The 23,417-nt window shown below is 65.7% G+C and carries 37 protein-coding genes and 3 tRNA genes; 8 read left to right on the forward strand and 32 right to left on the reverse strand.

Translation table 11 applies throughout. The features are described from left to right. Window positions 1–3 precede the first annotated feature (3 nt). From DXD77_RS05325 to DXD77_RS05450, 25 genes are all read right to left on the reverse strand, one after another. Window positions 4–885, reverse strand: coding sequence for a hypothetical protein (locus tag DXD77_RS05325; protein WP_117563926.1), 882 nt, complete (start codon window positions 883–885; stop codon window positions 4–6). Beyond that, window positions 882–2,303 (reverse strand): phage portal protein, encoded by a 1,422-nt coding sequence (locus DXD77_RS05330; RefSeq protein ID WP_233506745.1) that lies wholly within the window; start codon window positions 2,301–2,303, stop codon window positions 882–884. Before DXD77_RS05330 ends, DXD77_RS05325 begins: the two co-directional genes overlap by 4 nt. A gap of 83 nt (window positions 2,304–2,386) precedes the next feature. Beyond that, the gene (locus DXD77_RS05335; RefSeq protein ID WP_117648036.1) at window positions 2,387–3,814 is read right to left on the reverse strand and encodes a DEAD/DEAH box helicase family protein; all 1,428 of its coding nucleotides are present in this window, start codon (window positions 3,812–3,814) and stop codon (window positions 2,387–2,389) included. A 7-nt stretch (window positions 3,815–3,821) separates the two neighbouring features. After that, window positions 3,822–4,205 carry a P27 family phage terminase small subunit gene (locus DXD77_RS05340; protein WP_117563929.1) on the reverse strand — a complete coding sequence of 128 codons (384 nt, stop codon included), beginning with the start codon at window positions 4,203–4,205 and terminating at the stop codon, window positions 3,822–3,824. A 104-nt stretch (window positions 4,206–4,309) separates the two neighbouring features. Continuing rightward, window positions 4,310–4,573 (reverse strand): hypothetical protein, encoded by a 264-nt coding sequence (locus tag DXD77_RS10470; protein WP_199409005.1) that lies wholly within the window; start codon window positions 4,571–4,573, stop codon window positions 4,310–4,312. 103 nt (window positions 4,574–4,676) lie between these two features. Continuing rightward, on the reverse strand, window positions 4,677–5,723 hold the full coding sequence (locus DXD77_RS05350; RefSeq protein WP_369831496.1) for a DUF4417 domain-containing protein: 1,047 nt from the start codon (window positions 5,721–5,723) through the stop codon (window positions 4,677–4,679). Window positions 5,724–5,872: 149 nt separating this feature from the next. Then, the gene (locus DXD77_RS10475; RefSeq protein WP_199409006.1) at window positions 5,873–6,172 is read right to left on the reverse strand and encodes a hypothetical protein; all 300 of its coding nucleotides are present in this window, start codon (window positions 6,170–6,172) and stop codon (window positions 5,873–5,875) included. Between the two features lie 631 nt (window positions 6,173–6,803). After that, window positions 6,804–7,256 (reverse strand): sigma factor-like helix-turn-helix DNA-binding protein, encoded by a 453-nt coding sequence (locus DXD77_RS05365; protein ID WP_158548914.1) that lies wholly within the window; start codon window positions 7,254–7,256, stop codon window positions 6,804–6,806. A gap of 119 nt (window positions 7,257–7,375) precedes the next feature. Further along, window positions 7,376–7,705, reverse strand: coding sequence for a DUF2256 domain-containing protein (locus DXD77_RS05370; protein ID WP_147325417.1), 330 nt, complete (start codon window positions 7,703–7,705; stop codon window positions 7,376–7,378). A 225-nt stretch (window positions 7,706–7,930) separates the two neighbouring features. Then, window positions 7,931–8,428 carry a hypothetical protein gene (locus DXD77_RS05380; RefSeq protein ID WP_117648044.1) on the reverse strand — a complete coding sequence of 166 codons (498 nt, stop codon included), beginning with the start codon at window positions 8,426–8,428 and terminating at the stop codon, window positions 7,931–7,933. Further along, window positions 8,425–8,604 (reverse strand): hypothetical protein, encoded by a 180-nt coding sequence (locus DXD77_RS05385; protein ID WP_117648046.1) that lies wholly within the window; start codon window positions 8,602–8,604, stop codon window positions 8,425–8,427. The genes DXD77_RS05380 and DXD77_RS05385 overlap by 4 nt, the downstream gene beginning before the upstream one ends. Further along, on the reverse strand, window positions 8,604–8,969 hold the full coding sequence (locus DXD77_RS05390) for a hypothetical protein (protein ID WP_117648048.1): 366 nt from the start codon (window positions 8,967–8,969) through the stop codon (window positions 8,604–8,606). Before DXD77_RS05390 ends, DXD77_RS05385 begins: the two co-directional genes overlap by 1 nt. Then, a complete protein-coding gene (locus DXD77_RS05395) occupies window positions 8,970–9,233 on the reverse strand; it encodes a hypothetical protein (RefSeq protein WP_117648049.1) in 264 nt (87 codons plus the stop codon). It lies immediately after the preceding gene. Then, window positions 9,230–9,730, reverse strand: a complete 501-nt coding sequence (locus DXD77_RS05400; protein ID WP_117648051.1) for a hypothetical protein — start codon at window positions 9,728–9,730, stop codon at window positions 9,230–9,232. Before DXD77_RS05400 ends, DXD77_RS05395 begins: the two co-directional genes overlap by 4 nt. Beyond that, entirely contained in the window at window positions 9,727–10,299 is a 573-nt protein-coding gene (locus DXD77_RS10480) for a hypothetical protein (RefSeq protein WP_199409007.1), read from the reverse strand. Before DXD77_RS10480 ends, DXD77_RS05400 begins: the two co-directional genes overlap by 4 nt. Next, window positions 10,296–10,502: a hypothetical protein gene (locus DXD77_RS05410; RefSeq protein WP_117563943.1), complete on the reverse strand. Its 207-nt coding sequence runs from the start codon at window positions 10,500–10,502 to the stop codon at window positions 10,296–10,298. The genes DXD77_RS10480 and DXD77_RS05410 overlap by 4 nt, the downstream gene beginning before the upstream one ends. Beyond that, window positions 10,499–10,870, reverse strand: a complete 372-nt coding sequence (locus DXD77_RS05415) for a hypothetical protein (protein ID WP_147325418.1) — start codon at window positions 10,868–10,870, stop codon at window positions 10,499–10,501. The genes DXD77_RS05410 and DXD77_RS05415 overlap by 4 nt, the downstream gene beginning before the upstream one ends. 28 nt (window positions 10,871–10,898) lie before the next feature. Continuing rightward, a complete protein-coding gene (locus DXD77_RS05420; RefSeq protein WP_117648054.1) occupies window positions 10,899–11,270 on the reverse strand; it encodes a hypothetical protein in 372 nt (123 codons plus the stop codon). Next, window positions 11,267–11,683 (reverse strand): hypothetical protein, encoded by a 417-nt coding sequence (locus DXD77_RS10380; RefSeq protein ID WP_117648056.1) that lies wholly within the window; start codon window positions 11,681–11,683, stop codon window positions 11,267–11,269. Before DXD77_RS10380 ends, DXD77_RS05420 begins: the two co-directional genes overlap by 4 nt. Beyond that, window positions 11,643–11,939, reverse strand: coding sequence for a DUF6291 domain-containing protein (locus tag DXD77_RS05430; protein WP_117648058.1), 297 nt, complete (start codon window positions 11,937–11,939; stop codon window positions 11,643–11,645). The genes DXD77_RS10380 and DXD77_RS05430 overlap by 41 nt, the downstream gene beginning before the upstream one ends. Beyond that, a complete protein-coding gene (locus tag DXD77_RS05435) occupies window positions 11,932–13,053 on the reverse strand; it encodes a site-specific integrase (protein ID WP_233506744.1) in 1,122 nt (373 codons plus the stop codon). The genes DXD77_RS05430 and DXD77_RS05435 overlap by 8 nt, the downstream gene beginning before the upstream one ends. A gap of 58 nt (window positions 13,054–13,111) precedes the next feature. Continuing rightward, the gene (locus DXD77_RS05440; protein ID WP_117563947.1) at window positions 13,112–13,468 is read right to left on the reverse strand and encodes a hypothetical protein; all 357 of its coding nucleotides are present in this window, start codon (window positions 13,466–13,468) and stop codon (window positions 13,112–13,114) included. After that, on the reverse strand, window positions 13,461–14,714 hold the full coding sequence (locus tag DXD77_RS05445; RefSeq protein WP_117563948.1) for a ParB/RepB/Spo0J family partition protein: 1,254 nt from the start codon (window positions 14,712–14,714) through the stop codon (window positions 13,461–13,463). The genes DXD77_RS05440 and DXD77_RS05445 overlap by 8 nt, the downstream gene beginning before the upstream one ends. A 10-nt stretch (window positions 14,715–14,724) precedes the next feature. Next, window positions 14,725–14,883 (reverse strand): hypothetical protein, encoded by a 159-nt coding sequence (locus DXD77_RS10385; protein ID WP_158548917.1) that lies wholly within the window; start codon window positions 14,881–14,883, stop codon window positions 14,725–14,727. Next, window positions 14,883–15,113: a hypothetical protein gene (locus DXD77_RS05450; RefSeq protein WP_117563949.1), complete on the reverse strand. Its 231-nt coding sequence runs from the start codon at window positions 15,111–15,113 to the stop codon at window positions 14,883–14,885. Before DXD77_RS05450 ends, DXD77_RS10385 begins: the two co-directional genes overlap by 1 nt. A gap of 320 nt (window positions 15,114–15,433) precedes the next feature. Between DXD77_RS05450 and DXD77_RS05455 the strand changes: the two genes are divergently transcribed. Then, the gene (locus tag DXD77_RS05455) at window positions 15,434–15,898 is read left to right on the forward strand and encodes a hypothetical protein (protein ID WP_117648062.1); all 465 of its coding nucleotides are present in this window, start codon (window positions 15,434–15,436) and stop codon (window positions 15,896–15,898) included. Here the strand turns inward: DXD77_RS05455 and DXD77_RS10390 are convergent. From DXD77_RS10390 to DXD77_RS05465, 3 genes are read right to left on the reverse strand one after another with little or no spacing between them, the layout of a single operon-like run. Continuing rightward, window positions 15,895–16,056, reverse strand: a complete 162-nt coding sequence (locus DXD77_RS10390) for a hypothetical protein (protein ID WP_158548918.1) — start codon at window positions 16,054–16,056, stop codon at window positions 15,895–15,897. The two genes, DXD77_RS05455 and DXD77_RS10390, sit on opposite strands and share 4 nt — an antisense overlap. Continuing rightward, the gene (locus DXD77_RS05460; protein WP_117563951.1) at window positions 16,053–16,355 is read right to left on the reverse strand and encodes a hypothetical protein; all 303 of its coding nucleotides are present in this window, start codon (window positions 16,353–16,355) and stop codon (window positions 16,053–16,055) included. Before DXD77_RS05460 ends, DXD77_RS10390 begins: the two co-directional genes overlap by 4 nt. Window positions 16,356–16,392: 37 nt before the next feature. Further along, on the reverse strand, window positions 16,393–16,623 hold the full coding sequence (locus DXD77_RS05465; RefSeq protein ID WP_117648064.1) for a helix-turn-helix transcriptional regulator: 231 nt from the start codon (window positions 16,621–16,623) through the stop codon (window positions 16,393–16,395). Between the two features lie 145 nt (window positions 16,624–16,768). Between DXD77_RS05465 and DXD77_RS05470 the strand changes: the two genes are divergently transcribed. Together DXD77_RS05470 and DXD77_RS05475 are read left to right on the forward strand one after the other, a co-directional pair. Continuing rightward, window positions 16,769–17,158, forward strand: a complete 390-nt coding sequence (locus DXD77_RS05470) for a helix-turn-helix transcriptional regulator (RefSeq protein ID WP_158549098.1) — start codon at window positions 16,769–16,771, stop codon at window positions 17,156–17,158. Window positions 17,159–17,352: 194 nt separating this feature from the next. After that, window positions 17,353–17,949 carry a hypothetical protein gene (locus DXD77_RS05475; RefSeq protein WP_117646356.1) on the forward strand — a complete coding sequence of 199 codons (597 nt, stop codon included), beginning with the start codon at window positions 17,353–17,355 and terminating at the stop codon, window positions 17,947–17,949. Here the strand turns inward: DXD77_RS05475 and DXD77_RS05480 are convergent. Continuing rightward, the gene (locus tag DXD77_RS05480; RefSeq protein ID WP_117563954.1) at window positions 17,946–18,236 is read right to left on the reverse strand and encodes a hypothetical protein; all 291 of its coding nucleotides are present in this window, start codon (window positions 18,234–18,236) and stop codon (window positions 17,946–17,948) included. The two genes, DXD77_RS05475 and DXD77_RS05480, sit on opposite strands and share 4 nt — an antisense overlap. A gap of 202 nt (window positions 18,237–18,438) precedes the next feature. On the opposite strand from DXD77_RS05480, the gene DXD77_RS05485 reads away from it, so the two are divergent. The 3 genes from DXD77_RS05485 (at window position 18,439) to DXD77_RS05495 (ending at window position 20,453) form a co-directional block, all read left to right on the forward strand. Next, window positions 18,439–18,618, forward strand: a complete 180-nt coding sequence (locus DXD77_RS05485; protein WP_117646357.1) for a type II toxin-antitoxin system HicA family toxin — start codon at window positions 18,439–18,441, stop codon at window positions 18,616–18,618. Between the two features lie 37 nt (window positions 18,619–18,655). Continuing rightward, window positions 18,656–19,105: a helix-turn-helix domain-containing protein gene (locus DXD77_RS05490; protein ID WP_117648067.1), complete on the forward strand. Its 450-nt coding sequence runs from the start codon at window positions 18,656–18,658 to the stop codon at window positions 19,103–19,105. A 109-nt stretch (window positions 19,106–19,214) separates the two neighbouring features. Continuing rightward, window positions 19,215–20,453, forward strand: coding sequence for a tyrosine-type recombinase/integrase (locus DXD77_RS05495; protein ID WP_117648069.1), 1,239 nt, complete (start codon window positions 19,215–19,217; stop codon window positions 20,451–20,453). A gap of 164 nt (window positions 20,454–20,617) precedes the next feature. Here DXD77_RS05495 and DXD77_RS05500 read toward each other — a convergent pair. The 3 genes from DXD77_RS05500 to DXD77_RS05510 all read right to left on the reverse strand — a co-directional run bounded on the left by DXD77_RS05500 (window position 20,618) and on the right by DXD77_RS05510 (window position 20,908). Then, window positions 20,618–20,690 (reverse strand) — tRNA-Lys (locus tag DXD77_RS05500). Between the two features lie 43 nt (window positions 20,691–20,733). Then, window positions 20,734–20,809 (reverse strand) — tRNA-Lys (locus DXD77_RS05505). A gap of 22 nt (window positions 20,810–20,831) precedes the next feature. Beyond that, window positions 20,832–20,908: transfer RNA gene (locus tag DXD77_RS05510), tRNA-His, on the reverse strand. Window positions 20,909–21,072: 164 nt separating this feature from the next. Here DXD77_RS05510 and DXD77_RS05515 point away from each other — a divergent pair. Together DXD77_RS05515 and DXD77_RS05520 are read left to right on the forward strand one after the other, a co-directional pair. After that, a complete protein-coding gene (locus DXD77_RS05515) occupies window positions 21,073–22,254 on the forward strand; it encodes a pyridoxal phosphate-dependent aminotransferase (protein WP_117648071.1) in 1,182 nt (393 codons plus the stop codon). A gap of 136 nt (window positions 22,255–22,390) precedes the next feature. Further along, on the forward strand, window positions 22,391–23,281 hold the full coding sequence (locus tag DXD77_RS05520; RefSeq protein WP_117648073.1) for an ROK family protein: 891 nt from the start codon (window positions 22,391–22,393) through the stop codon (window positions 23,279–23,281). The last annotated feature ends 136 nt before the right edge of the window (window positions 23,282–23,417 follow it).

A 23,417-nucleotide genomic window follows, 5' to 3' on the forward strand; every position in this document is an offset into this window, starting at 1 on the left:
TCCTCACTTGGCCGAGAGCCTCTTGCTCACGCTCGCCGCGGTCTGCGCGAGCGACTTGGCGTAGGGGCTCCCGGGCTTGAAGCCCATGGCCAGCCCCGCCCTGTTCGCGGTGGCCATGCGTGCCTTGAGGTCATCCGGGGACGACGCCCCCTCCATGTACCTCTGGATGTCGCCGATGCTTCCGAACCTCTTCCCGTCCACGAACGCGGCGACTACCTTGCCGCCCCTGTGGTGGCCGCGGGACCCCGAGCGCCTGGACCCCCATTCGGGGTGCTTCCCGCGGTACTCGTCGTAGAGCGCCGACGGGTCGTATCCGTCGAGCGCGGGGCTGCCGGAGAAGTCGGCGACCGGTATGCACCTGCAACTCGGGTGGCGCTCGGCTCCGGCTGTCGCCGAGCTCTTGAAGACGAAGCCGCGAGAGCCGATCATCCGGCACCAGTCGCACGCGCCCGCGTGCGGCACCAGCGCCCAGCGCGGGTGCGCGGGGTCGGCCATGGCGTTGCCCTGGATCGTGGCGTCCGCATAGCCCATGGCGCGCTGCACGGCGGTCGCCGCGAGCGCCGTGGCGGCCGCGGAAGTCCGCAGCGCCTCGTCGACGTCGCTCGCGAGAAGCCCGCCGTGGCCGGGGTCGAACTGCCGCGGTTCGTATCCCTGCGCCGGGCCGGCGCCCGAGCGCATGGCGGCGTAGAACTCGACGGCCGCTGCGGCGGCAAAAGAGCCGAACTTGGCCACGAGCGCCGCGTAGGTGCGCGCCAGCGCCCGGTAGAGCTCATCGCCGTAGAGTCCGGCGAACTCGTCTATCGCCTGCGCGACCGCCGCCTGCAGCAGGTCGGCGTTGATGCCGAGCGCGCGGGCGTAGCGGTCGAAGTCCTCGCGCGGTATCACTCCGCCTCACCGCCGGCGGGCGGCAGGGCCGCGGCCTTCGCGGCCTGCGCGGCCATCGTCTCCGCCATGGCGTTTAGCGCCGCGATGGCCCCGCTCTGCTGCTTCTCGCGTTCCAGGCGGTCGATGGTCGGCTGGGACAGGCCCACGCCCTCGTAGTAGACGCGGGTGCCCAGCATGCTCTCGTCCGCGGCGGCGAGTTTCGTCCACGCGTCGGCGCGCGCCGCGATGGTCGGCATCGAGGGGTCCTTGAAGTACGCCTGGACGGCGCGCTGCTCGTCGGTGAGCCCGGATATCGGGACGCCGTCCTTGACCGCCATCATCATCTGCGCGACCGTCTCGAGCGCCTCGGCGTTGTGCTCGTTGATCTGCTCCACCTCGAGGATGAGCGGGTCGTTCGCTGCGCCCAGGGCGTCCGAGGACGTGTAGGTGTTCGACAGCACTCCCAGCTGCGCCAGCGGGACGTTGGTCGCGCCGGAGAACCGCTGCGCGTCGTTCTCGAAGACGCGTGTGAAGTTGTCGGCGGTCGGCGCGGCGAACTGCCCTACGGTCGGGACGTCGCCGTCCTCGTCCTTGGTGATGGCGAGGAACGACCCGACGTACGCGTTGAACTTGGCGATGGGCGACGGCGGGGTGGCGGGGCCGCCCTCGTCCTCGTCCTCGTCATCGCCCTCCCCGCCGTCCCCGTCCTTCACGGAGAAGAGGTCGTCCTTGGCGCCGAGGATGTATCGCTGGGGGAATGTGAAGAACTCCGCGCCGACCTCCATGCGCAGCACGTCGCGCATGGCCTTGTCGACGATGCCCAGGATCTCGGGCGTGAGCATGGAGTGGCCGAGCGGGCGGTCCGGGTCGGGGTCGTAGGTGAACACCTCCATGAGCGGGCGACCCATGGGGTTCGGCTCCGTCTCGCAATCCCACTCGTAGGGGCCGCCGCCCGAGCCGATGCGCACCAGCGTGAGCACCGCGTCCGGGAAGTGGCACACGTAGCGGGAGGCGTTGCCCGACCTGTCGACGTCGGCGAGGACGACGCCGCAGCGGATGCGGCGGGCGTCCTTGTCCCACAGGCAGCAGAACTGGTTCGCGCTGAACACGCGGACCATCGCCTCGGGCTGTCCGGGGCCGCCCCTCATGACGGTCATGGCCGACACGCCGTAGGTGAGGGCGCTCGCGCACGCCTGCCGGTAGAGCGACCTCAGGCGGTTCTCGCGCACGAGGCGCTTGAGGTCCTGGTCCTCCGCGCCGTCGAAGACGGAGCGCACGGAGTGCGCCTTGACGGCCTTGGCGCACCACCCGGTGACGCAGTTGACCATCTCGAGCATGGGCGGGATGGAGATGCCGAGGCTCTTCATCTCGTTCTTCATGTCGTAGTAGCGCTTGAGGACGGTGTTTCGCGCCGACACGTCGCCCCAGGTTTCGAACATGTCCTCCACGGCGGCTCGGTACGGCTCGGGGACGGCGTCGAGGTTCGGCGTCTCGACGGAGGCCCCCTGCCCAATTCTCTGGATCACAGTGCCCTCTGCTTCCTGCGCGGGTTGCGCTTGGTGTTCCTCGCGCCCCACAGCGCGAGCGAGCAAGATTCGAGCGGCTCGGGCGGCACGGTCGCGTCCTCGGGGGAGCCGAAGCCCCACCCGCCGCGGGACCCGATCTTCCTGCGCACGCACTTCCTCGCCGAATCCTCGAGCGTCGGGTCGTAGGTGTGCGCGAGCGTGCCGTCGTTGAGCGCGTCCACGAAGCCGACGGCGGCGGCGACCACGTCGCGCGTCTGCGGCCTCACGACGTAGCCGCGCGGCAGCTTCATCTCGGCGAGGCGGTCGATGAGCGCGTCGGCGCCCGACATGCCGTCGATGACGACGACCGACGCGGTCGTGCGGCGGTCGTAGAGCCACTCGGCGAGCTCGCGGGCGCCGCCCGCCGTCGTTCCGACCCTGATGAGCTCGACGGCGGCCTTGCCCTTGAGCGCGCGCTGGCCGAGCTTGCAGCCCGACAGCGCGTAGGTCGACCCGTCCCTCGAGAACTTCACCCCGAAGGCCTTCTTGCCGCGGTACCGGTCGCCGATGGCGTCGATGAGGGCGGCGCCCCACGATTCCCGCGGGATGGCCCTCGTGAGCATGGCGGCCGGGCTGAACCAGCCCAGGCGCTCGTGGGCGAAGCCGGTGATCGAGCCGCCGGCGAACTCCGTGCGGGTGAAGTCGAGCGACAGGATGATGCCCATGCTCGGGTTCGATTCGTAGATGAGGTCCACCACGTCGTCGAACGTGGCGTCCTGGCGCGGGCACTCGTCCGTGGCCCACGAGCACCACTCGGTGCTCGGGATGTCGCCGGCTAGGATGGCCGCGCGCGTGCGCGCGAACACGGTGCCGGGGCAGTCCTCGTTGGGCGGCGTGCCCGTGTAGATGATCTGGCGCTCTCCGGTCGCGGACGCGGCGAGCGTGTACATGATGGCGTCGTACTGGGAGTCGGTGAGCTCCTGCGCCTCGTCGAACACGACGAGCTGGATGTCATCGAAGCCTCGCGCGCTTCCGTTGGTGCGCGCCGAGAACTCGATGGAGCCGCCGTTGGTGAGGTAGATGGCCTCCTCGCCGTTCGTGCGGCGGATCCTCTCGACGAGGCACGAGAGCTCTGGGTGCTCCTTGTCCGTGAAGTAGCGGACGAGTCGGTTGAACGCCTTCTTGGCGGTCTTCACGCGGTGCGCGGTGTGGAGGATGTGCCAGCCGCAGACCGCCAGGCGGAACACCTCGTATATCTCGATGACGGCGTTCTTGCCGTTCTGGCGGGGCACGTCCAGGCCGCACGTGACGTAGGCGGGGCGGCCCTCGGCGTCGCACGCGCACCAGTCGGACAGCACGAGGGACTGCCACTCGATGGGCTCCATGCCCAGGTCCCCGCCCAGCTCGGCGGCGTCCTCTCCCTCGGAGTAGGCGGCCTCGCCCACGGCGACCCTATACCGCGGCTCTTGCCTTCCGCGCCTCGTGGCGCTCGGCGATCGAGAAGAGCTTGGTCTGGACGTTCCGGACATCTGGCGCCCCCTCGTGGCCGTCGGTTATGCCGAGCTGCTTGTTGAGCTGCCTGATCTCCGCCGAAGCGGTCTTCAGGGTCGCTATCTGCGGGAATGACTTCAGGTCCCCCATGTCGTTCTGGTAGGCGGTCTGCTCGCCGAAGCTGTCCAGCTCGTCCTGGGCGAGCTCGACGATCTTGTACCACTGGCAAAGCAGCGCGAGCGTCGGCGCGTCGGCCTGGGTGAACGAGCGGCCGGCGGTGAGCTCGTCCCACTTGGCGCTCTTCACGGGGTCGCCGGCGACCGCGGCGGGCTTCTCGAGGGGCATCCGCCACCTCCAATCGGCATAAAAAAGCCGCCCCGAAGGACGGCTTGCGCGGCGGTAGGATTTGCACCTACGTCTCCTCAATCAAGGGCACTCCTCGTACTGTGCTACTTTCCGCGCTTCCTATTTTCCCATATGCTGACAGCCTTATCAACCATGGCCTGCTCGTCCGGCGTCAGCCTTGCCGCGCCCTTCGCCGAGTCGTTCTCATTGTGGTTGTAGCCGTGGTGCGCATGCGGGCGCTCCCCATTATGCGAGTGGTCCACGTCGATCTGCTTCGACCTCTTGTTCTCATTGTCGAAATAGACGATCGATTTCAAGTCGTCCCCCTCGACATGGGCGTAGACGCGCCCGCGCGTCATCGTCTCCATGAGGGTTTCGCTGCCGCGCCCGTTCTTAGATACGAATTTGATGTTCCCGACGGTCAGCACCGAATGGTACTGGCTGCCGTACGGGTTCTTCGGGTTTCCGCGCTTATCTACGCTCCACCCGCTGCTGGCGCCCCTGCCTCCCACGGAACCCGCCTCCCTTGTACTCGACGACCTCGCAGGCACCGAAGTCGAAACCTATGTCGCCGCCGTAGAGCAGCACGCGAGCGGGCTCCAGTCGGCTCATGGCCTCCGCCATGCCCTCGCGCCAGACGGCCAGGGCGCCCTCGTCCCCCTTCACGCCGACGGTCGACACGGCGACGGTCGAGCGGCGCGGGACGCCGTCGAACGTGAAGAGAAAGCTCCGGCGCTGCGCCCACGAGAGGGTCGGGACTACACGGAGGCCCTGCTCCTGCCACCAGTGCCCGAGCGCCTGGGAGCGGTAGCGGTTCCACCGCTGCATGGCGTCGGGCATGTCGAGGTAGAGCGAGAAGTCGGGCGTGAGCACGCAGTCGAAGCCGCGCAGGCACTCGAGGTAGGCCGCGGGGCGGGCCCACACGCGCTCGAACTGGTAGTCGTCGATGAAGAAGTGGCAGCAGCGGCCCGCCTTGTCGGCCTCGGGCGTGCTCTTGGCGTAGTTGAACCCGATCATGTCCGCCGGCCTGGCCATGCACCGCTTCATGCGGGGCATGCCGTCGCGGCCGCAGTCGGACCGGGCGACGAGGCGCAGGTTGTACGCGTCGTCCGTCCTCAGGCGCTCGTGGCCGTAGTCGAGCCGTTTGCTCTTGAAGTCGAGCCCGAACCTCGACATGTCGAAGTCCTTGAGGCTGCGGACCTCCTCGCGCAGCATCGACTTGTTCCAGGTCGCCACCTCGCCGGTCTTGTTGTCGGCGATGCGGAAGGCCTTGATCTGCTCGTCCGTCAGGTCGTCGCAGTACTCGATCTTGGAGTCGGGAATCTCGTCCCACCCCAGGCTCCTGCACGCCTCGACGCGCGTGTGCCCCCATACAATAACCGGGCGCTCGCGGCTCTCCAGGCCGATGGTCCCGCGCAGCCCGAACTCCTTGATGGAGTCGGCGACCACGGGGACGGCGGAGGCGTTGTGCCGGGCATTTCGCTCATATGGGACGATGTCGTGTATCTTCACGTACACACCCGCCTAGTTTTTCTCGGTTTAGCTGCGGTTTTGGCTTGACTTCTGTAAAAAAGCGTATTCGGGGGTATTGCGGCCCTGGCGCGGGATGGTGGCCTGTCACCATCCGGTAAAAGACCCCCGTGGGGTCGTGTGCCGAGGCGCGTCCCCTACCACGAGGTCGTTGCCCGAGGCTGTCTGTCGGGCACGGACGGGGGATTAATAACCGATGCGCCATCGTCCTTGAGTGCCTTGCACAGCGCGACGAACGTCTCGGGCGAGTTCCAGGCGGCGCGGCGCGAGGCGAGCGCGAACCGGACGGCCGAGACCTCGGCGACGCTGCGGGCGCGGCGCCAGTTGTTGCAGCAACGATGTGCGGCGGCGACGTTGTCACGGTCGAAGGGCGATCCGCCGCGGCTGACCGGGACGAGCTCGTCGCACTCGAAAGCCCGGGGGTCGCCCGCAGGCACCCCGTAGTCTATGGGTAGCCCACATATCCAGCAGGGCCTACCCTGTGAGCGCAGCCACCGCACGACATGGCGGCGTCGGGCGCCGTTGGCCTTGCGCGGGTTGCCCATCCCCTACCACTCCACCGGGGAGCGCCCTCGGTTGGACATGCACGCCTCGATGCCCCCGTAGCGCAGCGCCTCCAGGCGCACGCCCCCGGCACCCCCAGGTCGGCGGCGCGGCGCCGCCGTGACCCCCAGGGCGCGGCGGAACGCCCACGCCATGACCGTGTCGTGGCGGCGGGCGGATCGCGCGATGTACTCTCGGCTGACCACGGGCATCATCCCCTATTGAATTAAACGCAATAGAAAGGCCGGAGTCCCTGAACTGCTGAAGGGAACTCCGGCCACTCATCTGTGCTTCCACGCACATCCGACCCGCACACCGCGCGGGCGGCGCTGCGAATCGACACCCTAGTTATATCCCAGAAGAAACCTGCAACGGTCTGCAATTGTGTGCAATCGTCTGCAACTATCTGCAATTGTCTGCAGAAGTGTGCAATCGTCTGCAATTGCATGCAGTCCCATAAAGACAAAAGGCCCCGACCGCACATGGCGATCGGGGCCGACATGCTGACGCGAACCAGCCATCCAATTATATTGCCGCACGGCCCACGCCAGCCCTTGCGGTGGCGATGCCCACCATATCGACCCAGTCCAGGGCCGATGACATATCTGAATGCACCGACCTCACCGACACCCCCAGTGTCCCCGCGATCTCCTGCAGGGTGCGGTCCTCGCAGTAGCGCAGCTCCAGCACGTCGCCCCAGCGCTTGCCTGGGTTGGCCGAGCGCACGCCCGCGCAGAGCTCGCGCCCACGCTCCACCTCGTGCCGGAGCTCGGACAGCTCCGCGCCGCTGCGGCGCTCGTAGTCTATGCGGTCGTCCGTCGAGCGCATGAAGTCCGTGCCGTGCGCGCCCTTGCCCACGGCGTCGTAGCGCTGGGCGCGCACCTGCTCGCGCGCCTGCATCGACTGGATGACCGCCAGCCTGCGGTCGATGCCGCGCTGGGCGGCCCGTACAGTCTCCAGATATTCCCGTGCATCCATGTGACCTCCCGCGTGGTACCATGCTCTACGCCACATAGAGGATGCCGGGAGGCGTCTTTGCCAAAGGCCGCCGGCGCTCCAACGCCAGCGGCCTTAATTATATATCTACCTGCGGAAACTCAATATCTCATCGCGACCTCGCGCCGCATGGCCATGATCTCGTCGTGCGCCGACCCCGACCCGGCCAGATAGCGGTCCACCCTGTCGCGCTTCGGCTTGGTGCCTTTGCGACGGGCCTCCTTCACGCGGCGCAGGTCGTGCTCGCGCCGACACGCCTCCGAGCAGTACTTGGCGTGGGGCGCCTTCGGGATGAAGACCCTCCCGCAGATCGCGCACGTCCTCTCCTGCACGTCCCACATCACGTTCATCTCGTCGACCTCCTGCACCTGCGGGCGCGGCGTGCCTCGATGCTCTTGCGTACGCGGCGGTTCTCGATAATCATCCGCCACAGCTTCTCAAACAACCTCATCGCTTAGCCTTCCTCGACCTCTTGAGCGCGCGGGCGCGGTCGCGCTGCAGCGCCCTCGCCCTCCGCTCCGTCTCCCCGATCTGCGCCGCCGTCACCCGCGGCGCGTCGGCACGACCGTGCACGAGCGCCCGGCGCGCGGGACCCGACACAAGATCGGGCACCGTGCGCCAGGCGGTCGCGCGGTACAGCTCCACCGCCGAGCGGATCACCTGCCGTCCTCCCCCGTTTCGACGAATACAGCGCCAGTCGTGCGCCATCTCGAGTACGAGTCCATCAGCATCGCCCAGAGCAGGCAGAGCGTTGAGTCTTCTCTCAAGCTTCCTGCGCCTCGCATACCAAGGTCGTATCTCAGCCGAAGGGAGCCTCCGTTGTCGGGGCAGTAGACTTGCACGCCCAACGGCAGGAGCATCTTGTCGTACAGCTCGTCAGCAAGGTCGCGAGGGCACACGAGCCAGTTATCGTCGCCTCGGAACGTGAGGCCGTGGCCGCTCTTAAAGTCAGCCATGCACGACTTGACCTCAACGAACACGAACCGCCCGTGCTCGAGCTTCATGTTCCGACCTCCGACGCCCGGGGAAAACGCCATGAAGTCGACCCTGTGGGCAGGGTCCACCCATACCTCCCGCGCGACGAGCGCGAACTGCGTGCGGAGCTTCTTCTGCACCTTCTCGGACAGCTCTTCGGTCACATCGCTGCGGTTCATTCGCCATCACCAACAAGCCTGTCGCAAAGGCGGCCCATACTCTCGCCGCAGATGTCGAGCGTGGCATTGCCGCACCAGATCTTTTTGCCGGCTACGTTGACGGCTACGATCTCGTCCATGTTGACGATGTACCTGTAGCCGTTTTCGTCGCGCAGCTCAATGAATCCTCGGCTCATCAAAGCTCCTCCCCGTTCCAGCCGTCGGGCATGTCCTCGATACGGCGGTGTGTCCGATACGTGCGCACGGAGCTGATCTCAACCTCGAACGTGCGGTCGCAGTTGGGACATTCAATCTCGTCCTCGCCCTCTTCGTACTCCCACGGATCGCTAATGGAACCCCCGCAGTAGGGGCAGACCATGCGCTCATCGGTCTCCTGCTCGTTCTCCCATTCGTGCAAGATGTGGAGCTCCCTTCGGCACTCATCGCACCACGAGCGCCCCTGGACACCCACAATGGCTGCCAGCGAGGGCGAGTACTCGCGGTAGTTCGGCGTCGGTTTCCCGCACCGCTCGCAGGTGTACATCTTCAGCTCCTCGTTCACCTAAAGCTCCTCTCCGCAGAACGGGCAGTACTTGATGTCCTCGATGTAGGCGGTCGCCGTCACATCGGCGCTGACGCAGTCGCCGGCCGAGCCGTTGACCGAGATGTCGAGCGCCACGTCGGTATCCAGCTCGACGGCGATGATGGGCTGGCCGTCATAGCGCCGCGCGAGGGCCATGGAGCCCACGGACCAGTTCCGGATGTCCCGGTCGGGCGCGGAGTGCAGCGACGCGATGCGCGACCCGCCGCAGAAATAGCAACTCATTTGTTCTCACCCCTATCCTTCTCGACAGTACCGGCACATAGATGCTCGATGCGGTCCCTGATATCGTTGACCATCCAACTCGCACCATACCCCGCACAGTGAGAACGCCTGCACACATCGTCCTCAGGTATACGTTCACAGCACAGGCCCACGGCGAGGTTGTAGCCGCACTCCAGATGTCCACCGCGCGCGTCCCGTTGCAAAGCCTCACCGAGATCCTCCAGCAGCCTCTCGAAGCTGTCGGGCCTGCGGAGATAGCAGCAGTCGGCATACGCGTCCCTACCGGAACCAAGGTGCACGACCCACCGCTGAGACCAGGTCGAGAACTCGTACGACTCAACTTTAAGGAACCTCCCCTCCGCGTCGAACAGCTTCACGGTATCCAGCGGAATACGACCGCCCTCCGCGTCGACTGGGTGCAGCCGCCCCAGCGTCGGCAGCTGCACCACCTCCCCGTCCGCAGTCATTAAGCTATCGACCGCAAGGCGCTCACTCATTTCTCGCTCCCTTCCTCATTGACCTCCGCCTGCAGGACGTCCCGCAGGGTGCCGATGCGCTCGATGGCGTCGTCGGGCGTGTGGCCGTCCCACTCGGGCGCTCGGTCGAGCGCCCTGCACGGGAACATGTCCCAGTAAGGCTCGACGTCGTAGTGGTAGGTGGCGGGGCCGGCGGGCGTGTCGATGCCCACGATGAACATGCCGTCGTACATCGTCCCGTCATGGTGGTGGAGCGACTTCCACGAGCGCCCGCGGAACATGGCCACGATCACCGAGAACAGCACCGCACGGTGATGGTAGAGCTCGTCGAACGTGTGGTACCCGTCCGACGTGGAGCCCGTGACGGGCTCGGGGCTGATGAGCTCGGCGAGCTCGAGGACCTCGCTCTCATCGACGTTCACTATGCCGCCGACATCACGAGACGGATGAAGCCCAAGTGCATGCAGGACATCCTCCCCATCTGCGACGCACGCGACAGTCGGCCACGCGAAGGGGTTTTCCACAGCCTCGATTTCGAGATGCCGCAGGGCTCCCTTGGCCTCCTTGAACCACTCGTTCCTATCTCTCATTTCCCGCTCCATTCCTTCACGATCTCCTTCTCCTCCGCGACCATGATCAGCGCCTTGTTGAGGCATCTCCTCGCCTGGCGCAGCTCATCGCAGATGTCGCACCCCTGTCGCAGCCTGTCGCACTCCCCGAGCGACCTCTTCGCGTCCTCGAGCCTGCCGACGGCGAGGTCGATCCAGTCGGCGGGTCCGCACACGTAGCTCATCGCGACTCACCCCTCACGCCGAAGACCTCCGCGAGGATGTCGCCGGGCGCGGCCACGAACGGATCCGCGCTGATCGGGTCGTACATGACCTCCAGGTAGTCGGGATAGCCGACGGTTATGCCCACGGTCCGGACCTTCACCTCGGTCTCCTCGCCGTCGCCGGCGGAATCGTCGGACTCGTCCACGGGCAGGCACTGGTAGCCCCAGATCACGCTCACCTCGTGCTCGTCCAGGATGGTCTTGGTGCGCTCGATTCGCATCCGGTAGCCGTCCACCGGCCTCGTGTCGTAGGTGTCGTCGGCCCAGGGAATCCGGTGCCTGTCGAGGGCGTCTCGGTAGGCCCTCATCACCGCTGAGATCTCGGTCAAAACCTCTCTCCTCTCCTTCTCAAAAGAATTAGGTGTTCTTTGCGCCGGGAGCCTCCCCGACGGCGCCGTCTCCACCGTCTAGCGGCGGGAACCAAATCGCCTGCTGCCCCAGCTGCCCCGCCGCCGTTGGCACACCATTGGCACACCCGCGCTTCGGCTTCCCGCCCTTCGGGTCCTCGCCCTTCGGGTCCTCGCCCTTCGCGAGCTTGGCGATCTCCTCGTACAGGTCCTTCTCGCGCTGCCGGCGCGCAATCGCCGCGTCGCGCTTCTGGATCTTGGCCAGCAGCACGGCCTCCCTCCGCGACATGACGTTGGTCATGTAGACCTTCGTCAGGCTGAGCGGGCGGCCGTGTGAGGGGTCGGCCTTCTCGTTCCTGAGCATCTCCATGAGGGTGATCATGACGCCTCCGCTATCTGGCGATCGAGCTCGGCTATGAGCTCGTCATCGGTCTTCACGGGCTGCCACACGGCGGCGCGCTCGACCTCCTGGGAGGTCTGCCCGCCGCGGGCCTTGCGGTCCGCGTCGAAGCCGACCTGCTTGCGGCTCCAGTTGCGGGCGAGCGCCCACACGTCGGTCACGGGCAGGCCGCTCGGCAGCGTCCACCCCTGCGCGGCGTAGTGGTCGAAGAACTGGCGGGCGTCGCCCCGGAGGCAGTTGGCGGCGAAGTACGCCTCCACGTCCTCGGCCGACGGGGGCTCGAAGTCATCGGGTGCTTGGCGGGCCGCGCTATAGCCCGCTAGGGCTATCTCCTTCTCCTTCTCTTTCTGTTGGCTACCCCCCTCGCCCGCTGGGTCGGCTACCCCCTTGGACACCCCCTTGGCTACCCCCTTGGGTGGTTGCGATGCCGCCTGCCTTGGCGGCCCTCGCCTGCCCCCCGAGGCTGCCGTTGACCATGGCGTCGATGCGGCCCCTCGCGAAGGTGAACGCCGCCATGGTGGTGGGCTTAAGCTTTGGCTCGATGCCCTCGTAGCCGTAGCGCAGCATCGCCCACGCGAGCGCCATGCCCTCCCTGTCGCCCAGGGCGCGGCAGCCCTCGTAGAAGTCCCTGTTGAAGTTGAAGTTATTCATCCGTATCACCCCCGCAGATCGAATCGGTAAAGGCCGCGGCGGCGGCCTGGTCGCGGCCCGGCATGACCGAGCCGTAGATGTCGAGCGTCGTCTTGACGCTCGCGTGCCCCAGACGCTCCTGGATGGTCCTCATGTCGAACCCGTTCATGAGCAGCCATGAGGCGTGCGTGTGCCTCAGGGAGTGGAACACCGTCTCCTCCGGCAGCCCCAGGTCCCTCACGAGCGACTTGAAGCGGCTCGTCACGGTGGACGGGCGCGCGATGCCGCCTGCCGGCCCGAAGGTCACCACCAGCGCCGCCGGGCCCTTGCGCGAGAGCCACGTGTCCTGCCACTCCAGGTGGCGCTGCAGCTGCGCCTCCACCGCCGGGGCGAGCGCCACGTTGCGCACGCGCCTGCCCTTGGTGTAGGCCTGCCGGTGCAGCTCGGGGTGCTCGACCGCCTGTCCCACGACGTGCAGGTCGTGCAGGGCGCGGCGCCAGTCTCGGCGCTGCAGCCCGCAGACCTCCCCGCAGCGCAGTCCCGTGTTGAGGGCGAGGTAGACCGCCATGGCCTCGGTGCGCCGCGAGATGTTGGCGCTCGAGGCGGATCGCGAGGACATGGCGGAGACCAGCGCGCGGGACAGCTCGTCGGTATCGCACTCGGACAGCGCGAAGGGCTCGACGGGGTCGGGCGAGGGCGCGGGGACGTCGAGCATGATGTCCCGCCCCAGCGCCGGCTGCCACGAGCGGTAGGCGCCCTTCAGCAGCGCGTGCATCTTGAGCAACGTCTTGGGCGACAGCCCCTTGCCCGTCCTTGGGGCGAGCAGCATACGGTAGGCGGCCGACACGTCCCAAGGCTCAAGCTGGTCGTAGGGCAGGCGCCCGATAGTCGGCTCCACCATCGTCCTGACCACGCTGCGGTACGTGGCCACGGAGTTGTCGGACAGGCCGTTGACGGGGTCGGAGATGTACGTCTCGAGCATCGAGGACAGGCGCTTGGAGCTGTCCCGGGCCGACGACGGGTCGAACGTGGCCGCCCACCTGTCGCACTCGACCTGGGCCTGCTCGCGCGTCAGCTCCGCGTCCCACGACCTGTACGGCCTGATCCGCCTTCCGGTCACGCGGTCGGTGCCCATGTAGGGGCGGGCGAACCATCTGCCGTCCGCCCCGCGCTGCACGACCGCCCGGCGGTCGCTAGATGTCTGCATCGACGCCCAGCTCCGCAGCCATGTCGCGGATCTCCCTGCGCGCGTCCAGGTCGGTGGTCTGGATGCTGTCGGCGTGCCCATGGGGGTTCGCGCCGAGCGCGGCTATGAGCACGAGCTTGCGCGCGTTCCTGTCCGGGACGCCCGCCTGGCTGAAGGCCGCGCAGAGCGTGTCGGTGCACTCGCAGGCGAGCGCGAACAGGTCGCTGATGTCGGTCGGGCCCAGGAAGCAAGAGTCGCCGGAGCCGTCCCCTTTGGCGGTCGCGACCGTCGCGCAGCGGCACTCGAAAGCGCGGACCTCGCCGCACGCCTCGACCGTCACCCTGACCTTCTTCTCGCTACTCATCCTTCTCCTCCTCCTTGGCGCTCGCCTGCACCCTCTCCATGAGCCACACGTCCTCCTCGCCGGGCTCGAAGCCCGCGGAGCAGAAGATGTCATAGTGGTCGAGCCACGCCTCCGCGTCGTCGCCGCCCCAGCGGTTGTTGAGCTGGGCCATGTCCTTGGCTGCCGCCATGAGCCAGCAGCCGGCCTCGTACTCGCTGGGCCTGCAGGCCTTGAGGTTGCGGGCGAACTCGTCTCGCACGAGCCCGAAACGCCCCTCGTTCTCGGGGTGGCTGTCGCCGCCCATCGCCATGAGCAGCGCGGGCGGGTCCTCGCGGCCCACGCGCACCTCCATCATGAGGTCCTTGGACATGGCGAAGGCGCCGGACGACACGAAGCCGATCAGGCTCCTGTACAGTTCCTCGAGCGCCGCCTTCTCGCGCTCGGCCTCCTGCTCGGCCCGGATCTCCTCCTCGGTCTTCTCGGGCGCGGCGCCCGAGCCGTCATCCGGCTCGTAGAGATCCCAGTAGCTGCCCTTCCACACGGCGACGGTGCCGGCGGCGAACTCCTTCCCCTCGAGTTTCTGGGCGGCGAGGCCGACGTTGACCCAGTCCGTGTAGTTGAAACCCTCGGGCTGCTCCTTCACGACCGGGATGCCCGCATCGCCGAAGGCGTCGTAGTCCTCGGCCTTGGCCTCCTCGCGCTCGACGCGGCGGCGGATGCTGTCGGCCTTGCCCGCCCAGCCGTCACCGGCGGCGAGAACCGCCTCGACATCCTTCTCGTCGTCGAAGGCGCTCGCGGCCTCGAGCTGATCGAGCGTCACCTGGCGACCCTCGATACTCCCGCGCAGCCTGCGCGCAGCCCGGATCTGCCCGGCGGTGGCTCGGCTCGCGCGCTCGATGCGCTGCTCGTCGATGCCCAGCACGAGCATCTGCTGCACGCCTCGTGCGCGCTCGGCCTCGGTCAGCTGGCGCTTGTCATCGGTGGCAAGCATGGCCACAAGCTCGTTGGCCTCGTCCATGCTCTCCGCCACCAGCGCGGACACCTCGCGGTCCTCCCCGTAGATGGACGACAGCGCGCGGTAGCGGCGCTCGCCGTCCACGATGCGGTAGACGTTGCCGTCCGCCACCACCACGGGCGGGTTCAGCGGCTCACCGCCGGTCGCCTCGATACTGCGGGCCAGGGCGCCGATGTCGCCGAAGTCCTCGCGCGGGTTCTGCTCGCTCGGGCGGATGTCGCCCAGGCGAACCTGCCTCTTCTCGAATTGCATGTCATTCCTCCTAGTAGTACATCCCGCTCGGGGCGGTCCCCTCGATGGCGCCGGCGACGGCGATCAGGCCGATGAGCGCCACGGCGCACGCGACGCTGCGCACACGCTCGGGAAGCGACTCCCACCACTCGCCGAGCCTGCAGCCGGCATCCCAGATAAGGTCGCCCATCACGCCACCCGCCTCGGTCGGCGCGCCGGCACGCAGTCGGGCGACGGCAGCGCCGGCACCGCCCCGCGCGCCATGATGGCGGCATCGATGTCCTCGCTGCGCACCACCTCGCGCGAGCTGTTGGGGTTGAGCGACGGGTAGCGCGGTATCACGCCCTGCATGACCATCGCGCGGAACGTGACGTTGTCGCAGCAGGCGTAACGCGCGCCCTTGGCTATAGACATCCACATGGCCTTCTCCTTTCATTCGTTGAGCCAATCCCTTGCCGGAGGGCCGCGCCGATAGATGCGGCCGGAGGGCGCTCCCCCGCCAAAGGGAGCGGTGCCGCCGCCCCGCCAAGTCGGCGGCGGACACCTTATGGGTCGGATGTAGGGAGTCCGACCCCGTCGCGCCACGGGCCCCGTGGAATGGGGGCGGTGCGGAACCCGTGGCGCGACGGGGGCTGACTCCGCCGTCAGCGGCGCATGAGGCCGAGCCCGACCCCGAACAGGAACGCGAAGGAAAGTGCGAGAATGAAACCCATGGAAACCTCCTTGGAAGGGAATTGAAGATGAACAGAGCGCTCAGGGCGGCAAAGGAGAACATCGACCTGCTGGTCACCATCGCGGGCGCGGTCGGGTTCGGCTCGGTCGCCGCGATGGCCGAGGACGCCCGCCAGATGATCGCCGAGCACCCGGCCTCGTGCCTCCTCCTGACCGGCGCCGCCGCGATGCTCGGGTACGCGACCGCGCGCATCGTCTCCGCGAGGAGCGCCTGGGCAACGCGCCGGAGGATGGACGAACGGCTCTCCGCCGTATTCCTCGGCATGTCGAGGAGGCGGAAGGAGCTGGTGTCCCGCGCGCTCGACGAGGGCTCCGTCAGCCTCTCCCCGCTCGATGCCGACGCCCTCGCGCTGTGCGAGCTCGGCATCTTCGGCACGCCGCCGGTCGGCTCGATGCTCACCGCGACCGACTTCTCCATCAGGCCCGCGGTGATCAGGGCGATCGCCGGGCACCGCTCCGAATGGCTCGCCTAGCGCGCCCATAGCGACCCGACCACCCACGCCGCGATGAACGGCAGCGCGGCGGCAAAGCAGCAGCGCGCCAGGCCGTAGGCGCCCTGGCCGACGCATAGCCACCCGGCGGCGTCCATGACGGCGGCCGAGGCCAGCAGCGCCCGCCTCTTCCCCGTCATTCCTCTTCCTCCAGATCCTCCATGGGCACGCCCCACCATTCCTCGTCGAGAGAGAGCACGCGCACGAGCATGCCGCCGCTCCACCGGTAGCCCTTCCCCTTCACCCTGACGGTTGCCTCGCTGAAGACCGAGTAGGCCCAGCCGTGGAGCTCCCCCAGCTCGGCCGTCGAGGTCTCGACGAGGTCGATATCGAGGTCCTCGGGAAAGAGAAACTCCGCCCGGATCCTGCGCCTGAGGCTCTCCTCCGTCTCGTAGAGGACGCCGTCCCTCTCCCTGAACGTGAACACCTGATCGATCATGACCTTCTCCTTTCAGCAGTTCGTTAGCGGGCCGCGGCTACGCAGCCTCGTCCGTGTTCCAGCCCATCAGGTCGTTGGGCGTGCAGCCGAGGGCCAACCCCAACGCCGCGAGGCTCTCGAGCGATGGTGTCGAAGCCTTTGTCAGGTAGTTGCGGATGCTGTAGACCGACACGCCCGAAGCCGTAGATAGTTCCTCGGCAGTCTTGATGTCGGCATGCGCCATGGCGACGCGCAGGTTATGCGGGAATGTCGCTTTGACATCGACCATAAACTTCTCCCTTCTTCGTAAGTACTAGGTTCTTAGTACACCACTGACTTTACTACTGGGTTCCTAGTAGTGCAAGCATAAATTACCAATTTCTTAGTACTTAGTTCGCAAATCGCTTATACTTCTCTCTAAAGGAGGTATGGATATGTCAGTACCCGAAGCATTAAAGAAACTACGTAAGACTGTGGGCTTGACTCAAAAGCAGCTCGCGGAGAAGGCGAACGTAAGTCTTGGAACTTATCGAACCTGGGAGCAAGGAACCGCCGGAATGCCGCTTGAAATGGCATTGACAATTGCTCAGGCGCTCGACTGCACTCCGAACGACCTCTGCGGATGGCCGCCAGGCCTAAACGAGGGCTTTGCCGAGAGTCTGAAGCCCGAGGAGGGCGAGCTGCTCTACTGCTACCGGCAGAGTACCGAGAAGAGGCGCTCGAAGATCCTGGAGACGGCACGCGACCAGGCCGAGCTCTCCCAAGCTCAGGCTGAGGCATCTGGCGAAGAAGGGCTGGAAGCGGATCAAGTAAGGTCCGCGTAGGCAACGGGCACCAAAACGCAAGCTACTCCCCCATTTTCGTAACCCCACGAAAATGGGCTGATCGGCTTGACCGTGCCGAGGACAAACGGTAATTTGGACAGCGGTATTGACGCGGGGACCCCACGGGGCCCGCGTCCAATAGAAAGGCGGCTGTCCCAACGGGCGGGCGCCTTTTTCATTTAGGAGTGCAAGTCATGGATAACGCAATCGACGAGCTCATAGCGGAATGCGAGGAGATCCTCGCGGACCCCGATTCCTACAATCTCGTGAGCGAGGCAAAGAGAATCGAGTCTGCGCTAGAAACGGTCGTGCCCAAGGTCCGCGTGGGCCTGAAGATGTTTCGCGCGTCGGTCGCCGGTCATTCGTCATACGGGAGAAGGGATGCCGCCGAGGACATAAGGCGGCTCCAGTCGAAGGCTAGGCTGTATGCCGACGAAAGGCGCATGAGTTATGAGATTGAGAAGATGAAGTCCTCGGCAGCGGGGACAAACGTGAAAGTCGAGCAGCACGCAGACAGCAACGCGACATCAAGCTCAAGCTCCTCGTCCTCATCTTCCCTGAGGGCATCCGTCGACAGCTTGATGGAGACGGTCGCCGCGGACCGGATGCTCACCACGGAAGACAAGGACATGCTCGCCGCCTGCCTCGTTCAGATGGAATTGGCAGCAAAACGCGGCGACCAGGCATCGCTGGCCGACCGCATGATCAAGGGATTGGAGATTGCGAAGAAGGGAGGGGAACTAGTGGCCGGTATCCTCGCCGTCGGCGGGAAGATCGCAGGGCTCCTCTAGACGCCCATGTATCCGATGAGGACCCATTGACCGGTCTGCGGGCACCTCACGGCGCGCACGTCATATTCGGATGCCAGGGAGTATGCGCACGGCCTGAGCGTCGCAAACGGGACAGGGCCCGCAGCGTCGTCCTTCACTCCAAGGGCGACGACCCTCACGGTGTCTCCGCGCTCCTGCGAAACGAGCTCGTACCCAAGGCTCAGCGGAATGCCCGTGAGCCCGTCGTAGATCATCGTGTCGCAGGAATCGTCCTCGTACGTATATGCGCCGACGCTGCAGCGAGCCATGGGTACCTCCAGGAGCGTAAGTGGTGTTCATAACGATTATGACCCGCGGCGCGGCAGGGTTTTAGGATTTTCCGAAAAACCTCCAACGGCTCGGGCTCCGAAAAACCAGCCGCTGATTTGATTTAATCCTTAATTGCGCTAATCTTTTATATACTTTATTACTTAGCTGTGCTAATATTTAATTGTCGAAAGGAGTTAGGCGGTGACTAAGAAGAGGGACCTCGAGCGGGAGCTGACCGAAGCGGGCTACGTAAAGCTCAGCGGCACCGGCGCCAAGCACGACAAGTTCCGCCGCGGGGACGTGACGGTGACAGTGCCCAGGCACCGGGAGATAAAGGAGACGACCGCGAGGGGAATCAGGAAGGAAGCGGGGCTGCTCTAGCCCCGCCCTCCCCTTCACCGCAGGAAAGGAGACCACCATGATCGTCATGCAGGAGTTCGAGGTCTACCCCGACCCCGAGGGCGGCTACGCCGTGGAGCCGTGCGGGCTCGCCGGGGCCACCGAGGGCGATACCTACGAGATGGCCGTGGAGATGGCCGTCGACTGGCTGCGCGTCCATGCCCTGGCGGCGCTGGAGCGCGGGGCGGAGTTCGAGGGCGGCGGGCTTGGCCATGCGCCGTCCCACGGCGGCACGATCGTCACCGTCGCGACCAGCGTCGAGCTGTCCGACATCCCGGCCGTAACCGCAGCCGAGGCCGCCGAGATGCTCGGCGTGAGCACCGCGCGCGTGGCGCAGCTCTGCCGCGACGGGAGTCTGAGCAGCTGGAGGGTCGGCAACACCCGCATGGTGTCGCGCGACTCCATCGAGTACCGCATCGCGGCCAAGCCCGGGGCGGGCCGTCCGTGCAAGGCCGCGGCGGAGGCGTAGCCCCAGCAGAGCGGGCTCGGCATCTAAACAAAAAAGCCCCGTGCGGCAATCTTGGCGGATCCGCACGGGGCATGCCCTCCGGCAAATAAGGGAAAGGCAGGACCATTATATGGCAACCAACGACAATTCCAGGTCAAAACTCGGCTCGAAGCGCGAGGTGGCTCCGGGCAAGTGGGTGATCCGCGTGCAGGCGGGCTTCCGCGCGGACGGACACGTGCGGCGCGTGTCGCGCACCGTCCACGGCACCGAGACCGAGGCCGACGTCGCCATCGCCCAGCTCGCCCGCGAGCTCGGCGTGTCCCAGGCGGCGCACGCGGGCGTGACGCTCGACATGTACTACTGGGGCGTGTTCCGCGACTCGCCCAGCAACCGCGGCAAGCCGCGCTCAAAGGCGAGCCTACGCGAGTACGACGGCCAGATGGACAACTACATCTCCCCCGTCCTGGGGTCGGTCGACATCTCCGAGATCACCCACGATATGATGCGAAGCTGCATCGAGCGCTCGGGCGCGCCGGCCAAGACCAAGACGACACTCCGCGCCGTCATGCGCCGCGCCTTCGATGACGGATGGGTGACGGTGGAGCCCTTCCGCCGCCGCGTCATAGCGCCCAAGGCCAAGCAGGCGCCCGTGGAGCCGTGGAGCATCCCCGAGGCCGCCGAGGCGCTGCGCAGGCTCGCCGCCAGCGACGACCGCGCGGACCTGGTCATGAACGCCTACCTCATCCTGGGCCTGAGCGGACTGCGCAAGGAGGAGGCGCTGGCCGTGCGCCCGTGCGACCTCAAGGTCACCACGACCTACGACTTCGCCACTGGGCAGCCGACCGTGTCGGAGTACATCGAGGTCTGCCGCGCGTACACGGACGAGGACGGCGTGAAGGAGACCAAGAACGCCCATTCCGTGCGCACCGTGCCGGTTTTATTGGCGGGCCGCGAGCGCCTGCACCAGATCATGGACGCGCTGCGCCCGTCCATAACCGTCGAGGGCGGCACTTCGGTTACGGAGCAGGTGCGCGACTGGAGCGGCCAGCGCATCGTGAACATGCGCGGCGACAACCTCGTGCGCGCCTGGCGGCGCATGTGCGCACGCCATGACCTGCGGTATATCCCTCCCAAGGCCCTGCGCCACACGTCCGAGACCATCATGGCGGCGACCGAGGTCGACCCCCTTAGCATCATGGACCTGCATGGACACACGGACCTGGGGACAGATTACCGCCATTACATCAAACCGGGCCTCGCGGAGCGCGAGAAGGCCGCCAGGCAGGTCGGGCGCGCCCTGCAGATCGTCGAGGGCGGCGGCGCGGACGGCGGTTTTAATGGCACCGGTCGCAGCGCCGAGACGCTCTAAAATTGCATTTTCTAGGTCCACTACCTGCAAAATGCATAAAACGCCCCCTGCCGCGCATAAACGGCAGGGGGCGTAAAACGCGAACGGTAACGGACGGTTATGATTTGGCTTCTCGGTAAACAAAAAAGGCCAACGCCGAAGCGCTGACCTGTGCGTTCTTTGGGTGGGCCGTCAGGGGGTCGAACCCTGGACCTTGGGATTAAGAGTCCCCTGCTCTACCAACTGAGCTAACGACCCAAAGCTAAAGTCCGTGGTGGCGGACTTTAGAGGAGATATCGTGTGGTGGGCCGTCAGGGGGTCGAACCCTGGACCTTGGGATTAAGAGTCCCCTGCTCTACCAACTGAGCTAACGACCCGATATCGACACGAAGCAAGAACTGGGGTGGGTAAAGGGACTCGAACCCTCGACCTACGGGACCACAACCCGTCGCTCTAGCCAACTGAGCTACACCCACCGTGTCCTGTGCGCTTCGCGCTCGACTATTATTGCAAGGAACGCCACGCGATGCAAGCCCCAATTTTCAAGAATTTTGAAAAGAGTTTTTCGAGCCCGTTTCGAGCAAATCCCACCGGTTCCATAGGAGTAAACTTGCTCCACCCAATGCTCGAAAGGATAGGCATGAAAGAACTCTCCAACCGCACGGCGGCGTTTACCGATTCGGTCATCCGCCGCATGACGCGCATCTCCAACAAGTATGGTGCCGTCAACCTGTCGCAGGGCTTCCCCGATTTCGATCCCCCGGCGCAGCTGCTCGATAGCCTCAGCACCATTGCCACCGACCCCAAGCCGCTTTACCACCAGTACTCCATCACCTGGGGCTCCCAGGCCATGCGCGAGGCGCTTGCCACCAAGCAGGAGCACTTTATGGGCATGCCGATCAACCCCAACGAGAACATCGTGGTCACCTGCGGCTCCACCGAGGCCATGATGGCCGCCATGATGACGGTCACAAACCCCGGCGACAAGGTCGTCATTTTCTCGCCGTTCTACGAGAACTACGGCGCCGACACGATCCTCTCGGGCGCTGAGCCCATCTATGTGCCGCTCAACCCGCCCACCTTTGACTTCGACCGTGAGGTCCTCGAGGCAGCCTTCCGAGACAACGATCCCAAGGCAATCGTCCTATGCAACCCGTCCAACCCCTGTGGCAAGGTCTTTACCCGCGAGGAGCTCACCTTTATCGCAGACCTGTGCAAAAAGTACGACGCCTACTGCATCACCGACGAGGTATACGAGCACATCGTCTACGCGCCCCACGAGCACGTCTATATGGCCACGCTGCCCGGCATGTTCGAGCGAACCGTCAGCTGCAGCTCGCTGTCCAAGACCTACTCCATCACCGGCTGGCGTCTGGGCTACACTATCGCCCCTGCCGAAATCACCGAGCGCATCAAGAAGGTTCACGACTTCCTCACCGTAGGCGCCGCCGCTCCCCTGCAAGAGGCCGTCGTCACCGCCCTCAACTTCGACGACAGCTATTACCAGGAGGTCCTCGACCTCTACACCGCCAAGCGCGACCTATTCTGTCAGGGGCTCGATAGCATCGGTCTTGAGCACAACGTGCCGCAGGGCGCCTACTACGTGATGATGGATATCTCGGAGTTTGGCTATGACAGCGACCTCGACTTCTGCGAGGACCTGGCCTCCAAGGTGGGCGTGGGCGCTGTTCCCGGATCGAGCTTCTTCCGCGAGCCCGTCAACCATCTGATTCGTTTCCACTTTGCCAAGCGAGACGAGACGCTCAACGCTGCGCTTGAGAACCTCAAGTCGCTACGTGATAAAATCAACCCGCGCGGGTAAGGACGGTCAGTAACTAAAGGCACTAAAGAAACCTCGTGAACCCGTTGGGCCATGAGGTTTCTTTTTATAGCGACCTCATTTATTTTTTAGAGCGCTATACTTTAGTCACGGAGCAACTCGTCCAGAGAGGAATACTATGGCAGAGCAGCAGCTTATCGGAGCGCTCGAGGCCGGCGGCACCAAGATGGTCTGCGCCACGGGCTATGCAGACGGCACGGTCCTGGAACGCGAGCAGATTGCGACCACGACCCCGCAGGAGACCGTTGAGGCCGTCAACGCATGGTTTGCCGACAAGGACATCGCCGCGCTGGGCATCGGCGCCTTTGGCCCCACCGCAGTCAACCCTGCCTCGTCCCAATACGGCAAGATCCTGGAGACGCCCAAAACGGCATGGCGCTACTTTGACCTGCTGGGCACCATCCAAAACGAGCTCAATATTCCCTACGGCTACGACACCGACGTCAACGTCGCCTGCCTGGGCGAGGTCACCCTTGGTTGCGCCCAGGGCCTCACTGACGTGGTGTATCTGACCATCGGTACCGGCGTGGGCGCCGGCGTGCTCTCGGGCGGTAAGCTCGTGCACGGCATGATGCATCCCGAGGCCGGCCACATCCTGGTCACTCGCGACCCGCGCGACACCATTGGCGAGCACAGCGGCTGCCCCTTCCACGACAACTGCCTCGAGGGCCTCATCGCCGGTCCCGGCGTCAAAAAGCGCTGGGGTGGCAAGAGCGCCGGAGAGATGGCCGATGACCCGGAGGCCATGGGCCTGCTCGCCGGCTATCTGGCGCAGGCGCTCATGACCTACATCCTGTGCTACGCACCGCAAAAGATCGTCATCGGTGGCGGCGTGGCCGACCACACCCCCATCGTGCCGCTCGCGCGCAAGAAGTGCGCCGAGATGCTCAACGGCTACATCGTCACGCCCGAGATGGCCGACATCGATAACTACATCGTCAACAACAGCCTCGAGGGCAAGCAGGGCATTATGGGCTGCCTGGCCCTGGGCGCACAGGCGCTTCAGTAGCAGACGCACCCACAGGGCGTGGCGCGCCCGGCAAATCCGACCTACGGAACGACGCCACCACGTCTCATATAAGCCCTCAAATAAAAAGGCTCTGTTAGACCAAATTTGACACGATCGGCTGTTCGTCGAACCGGGA

Origin of the sequence: Collinsella sp. TM09-10AT (assembly GCF_003436275.1) — a bacterium.
Classification (GTDB): domain Bacteria; phylum Actinomycetota; class Coriobacteriia; order Coriobacteriales; family Coriobacteriaceae; genus Collinsella.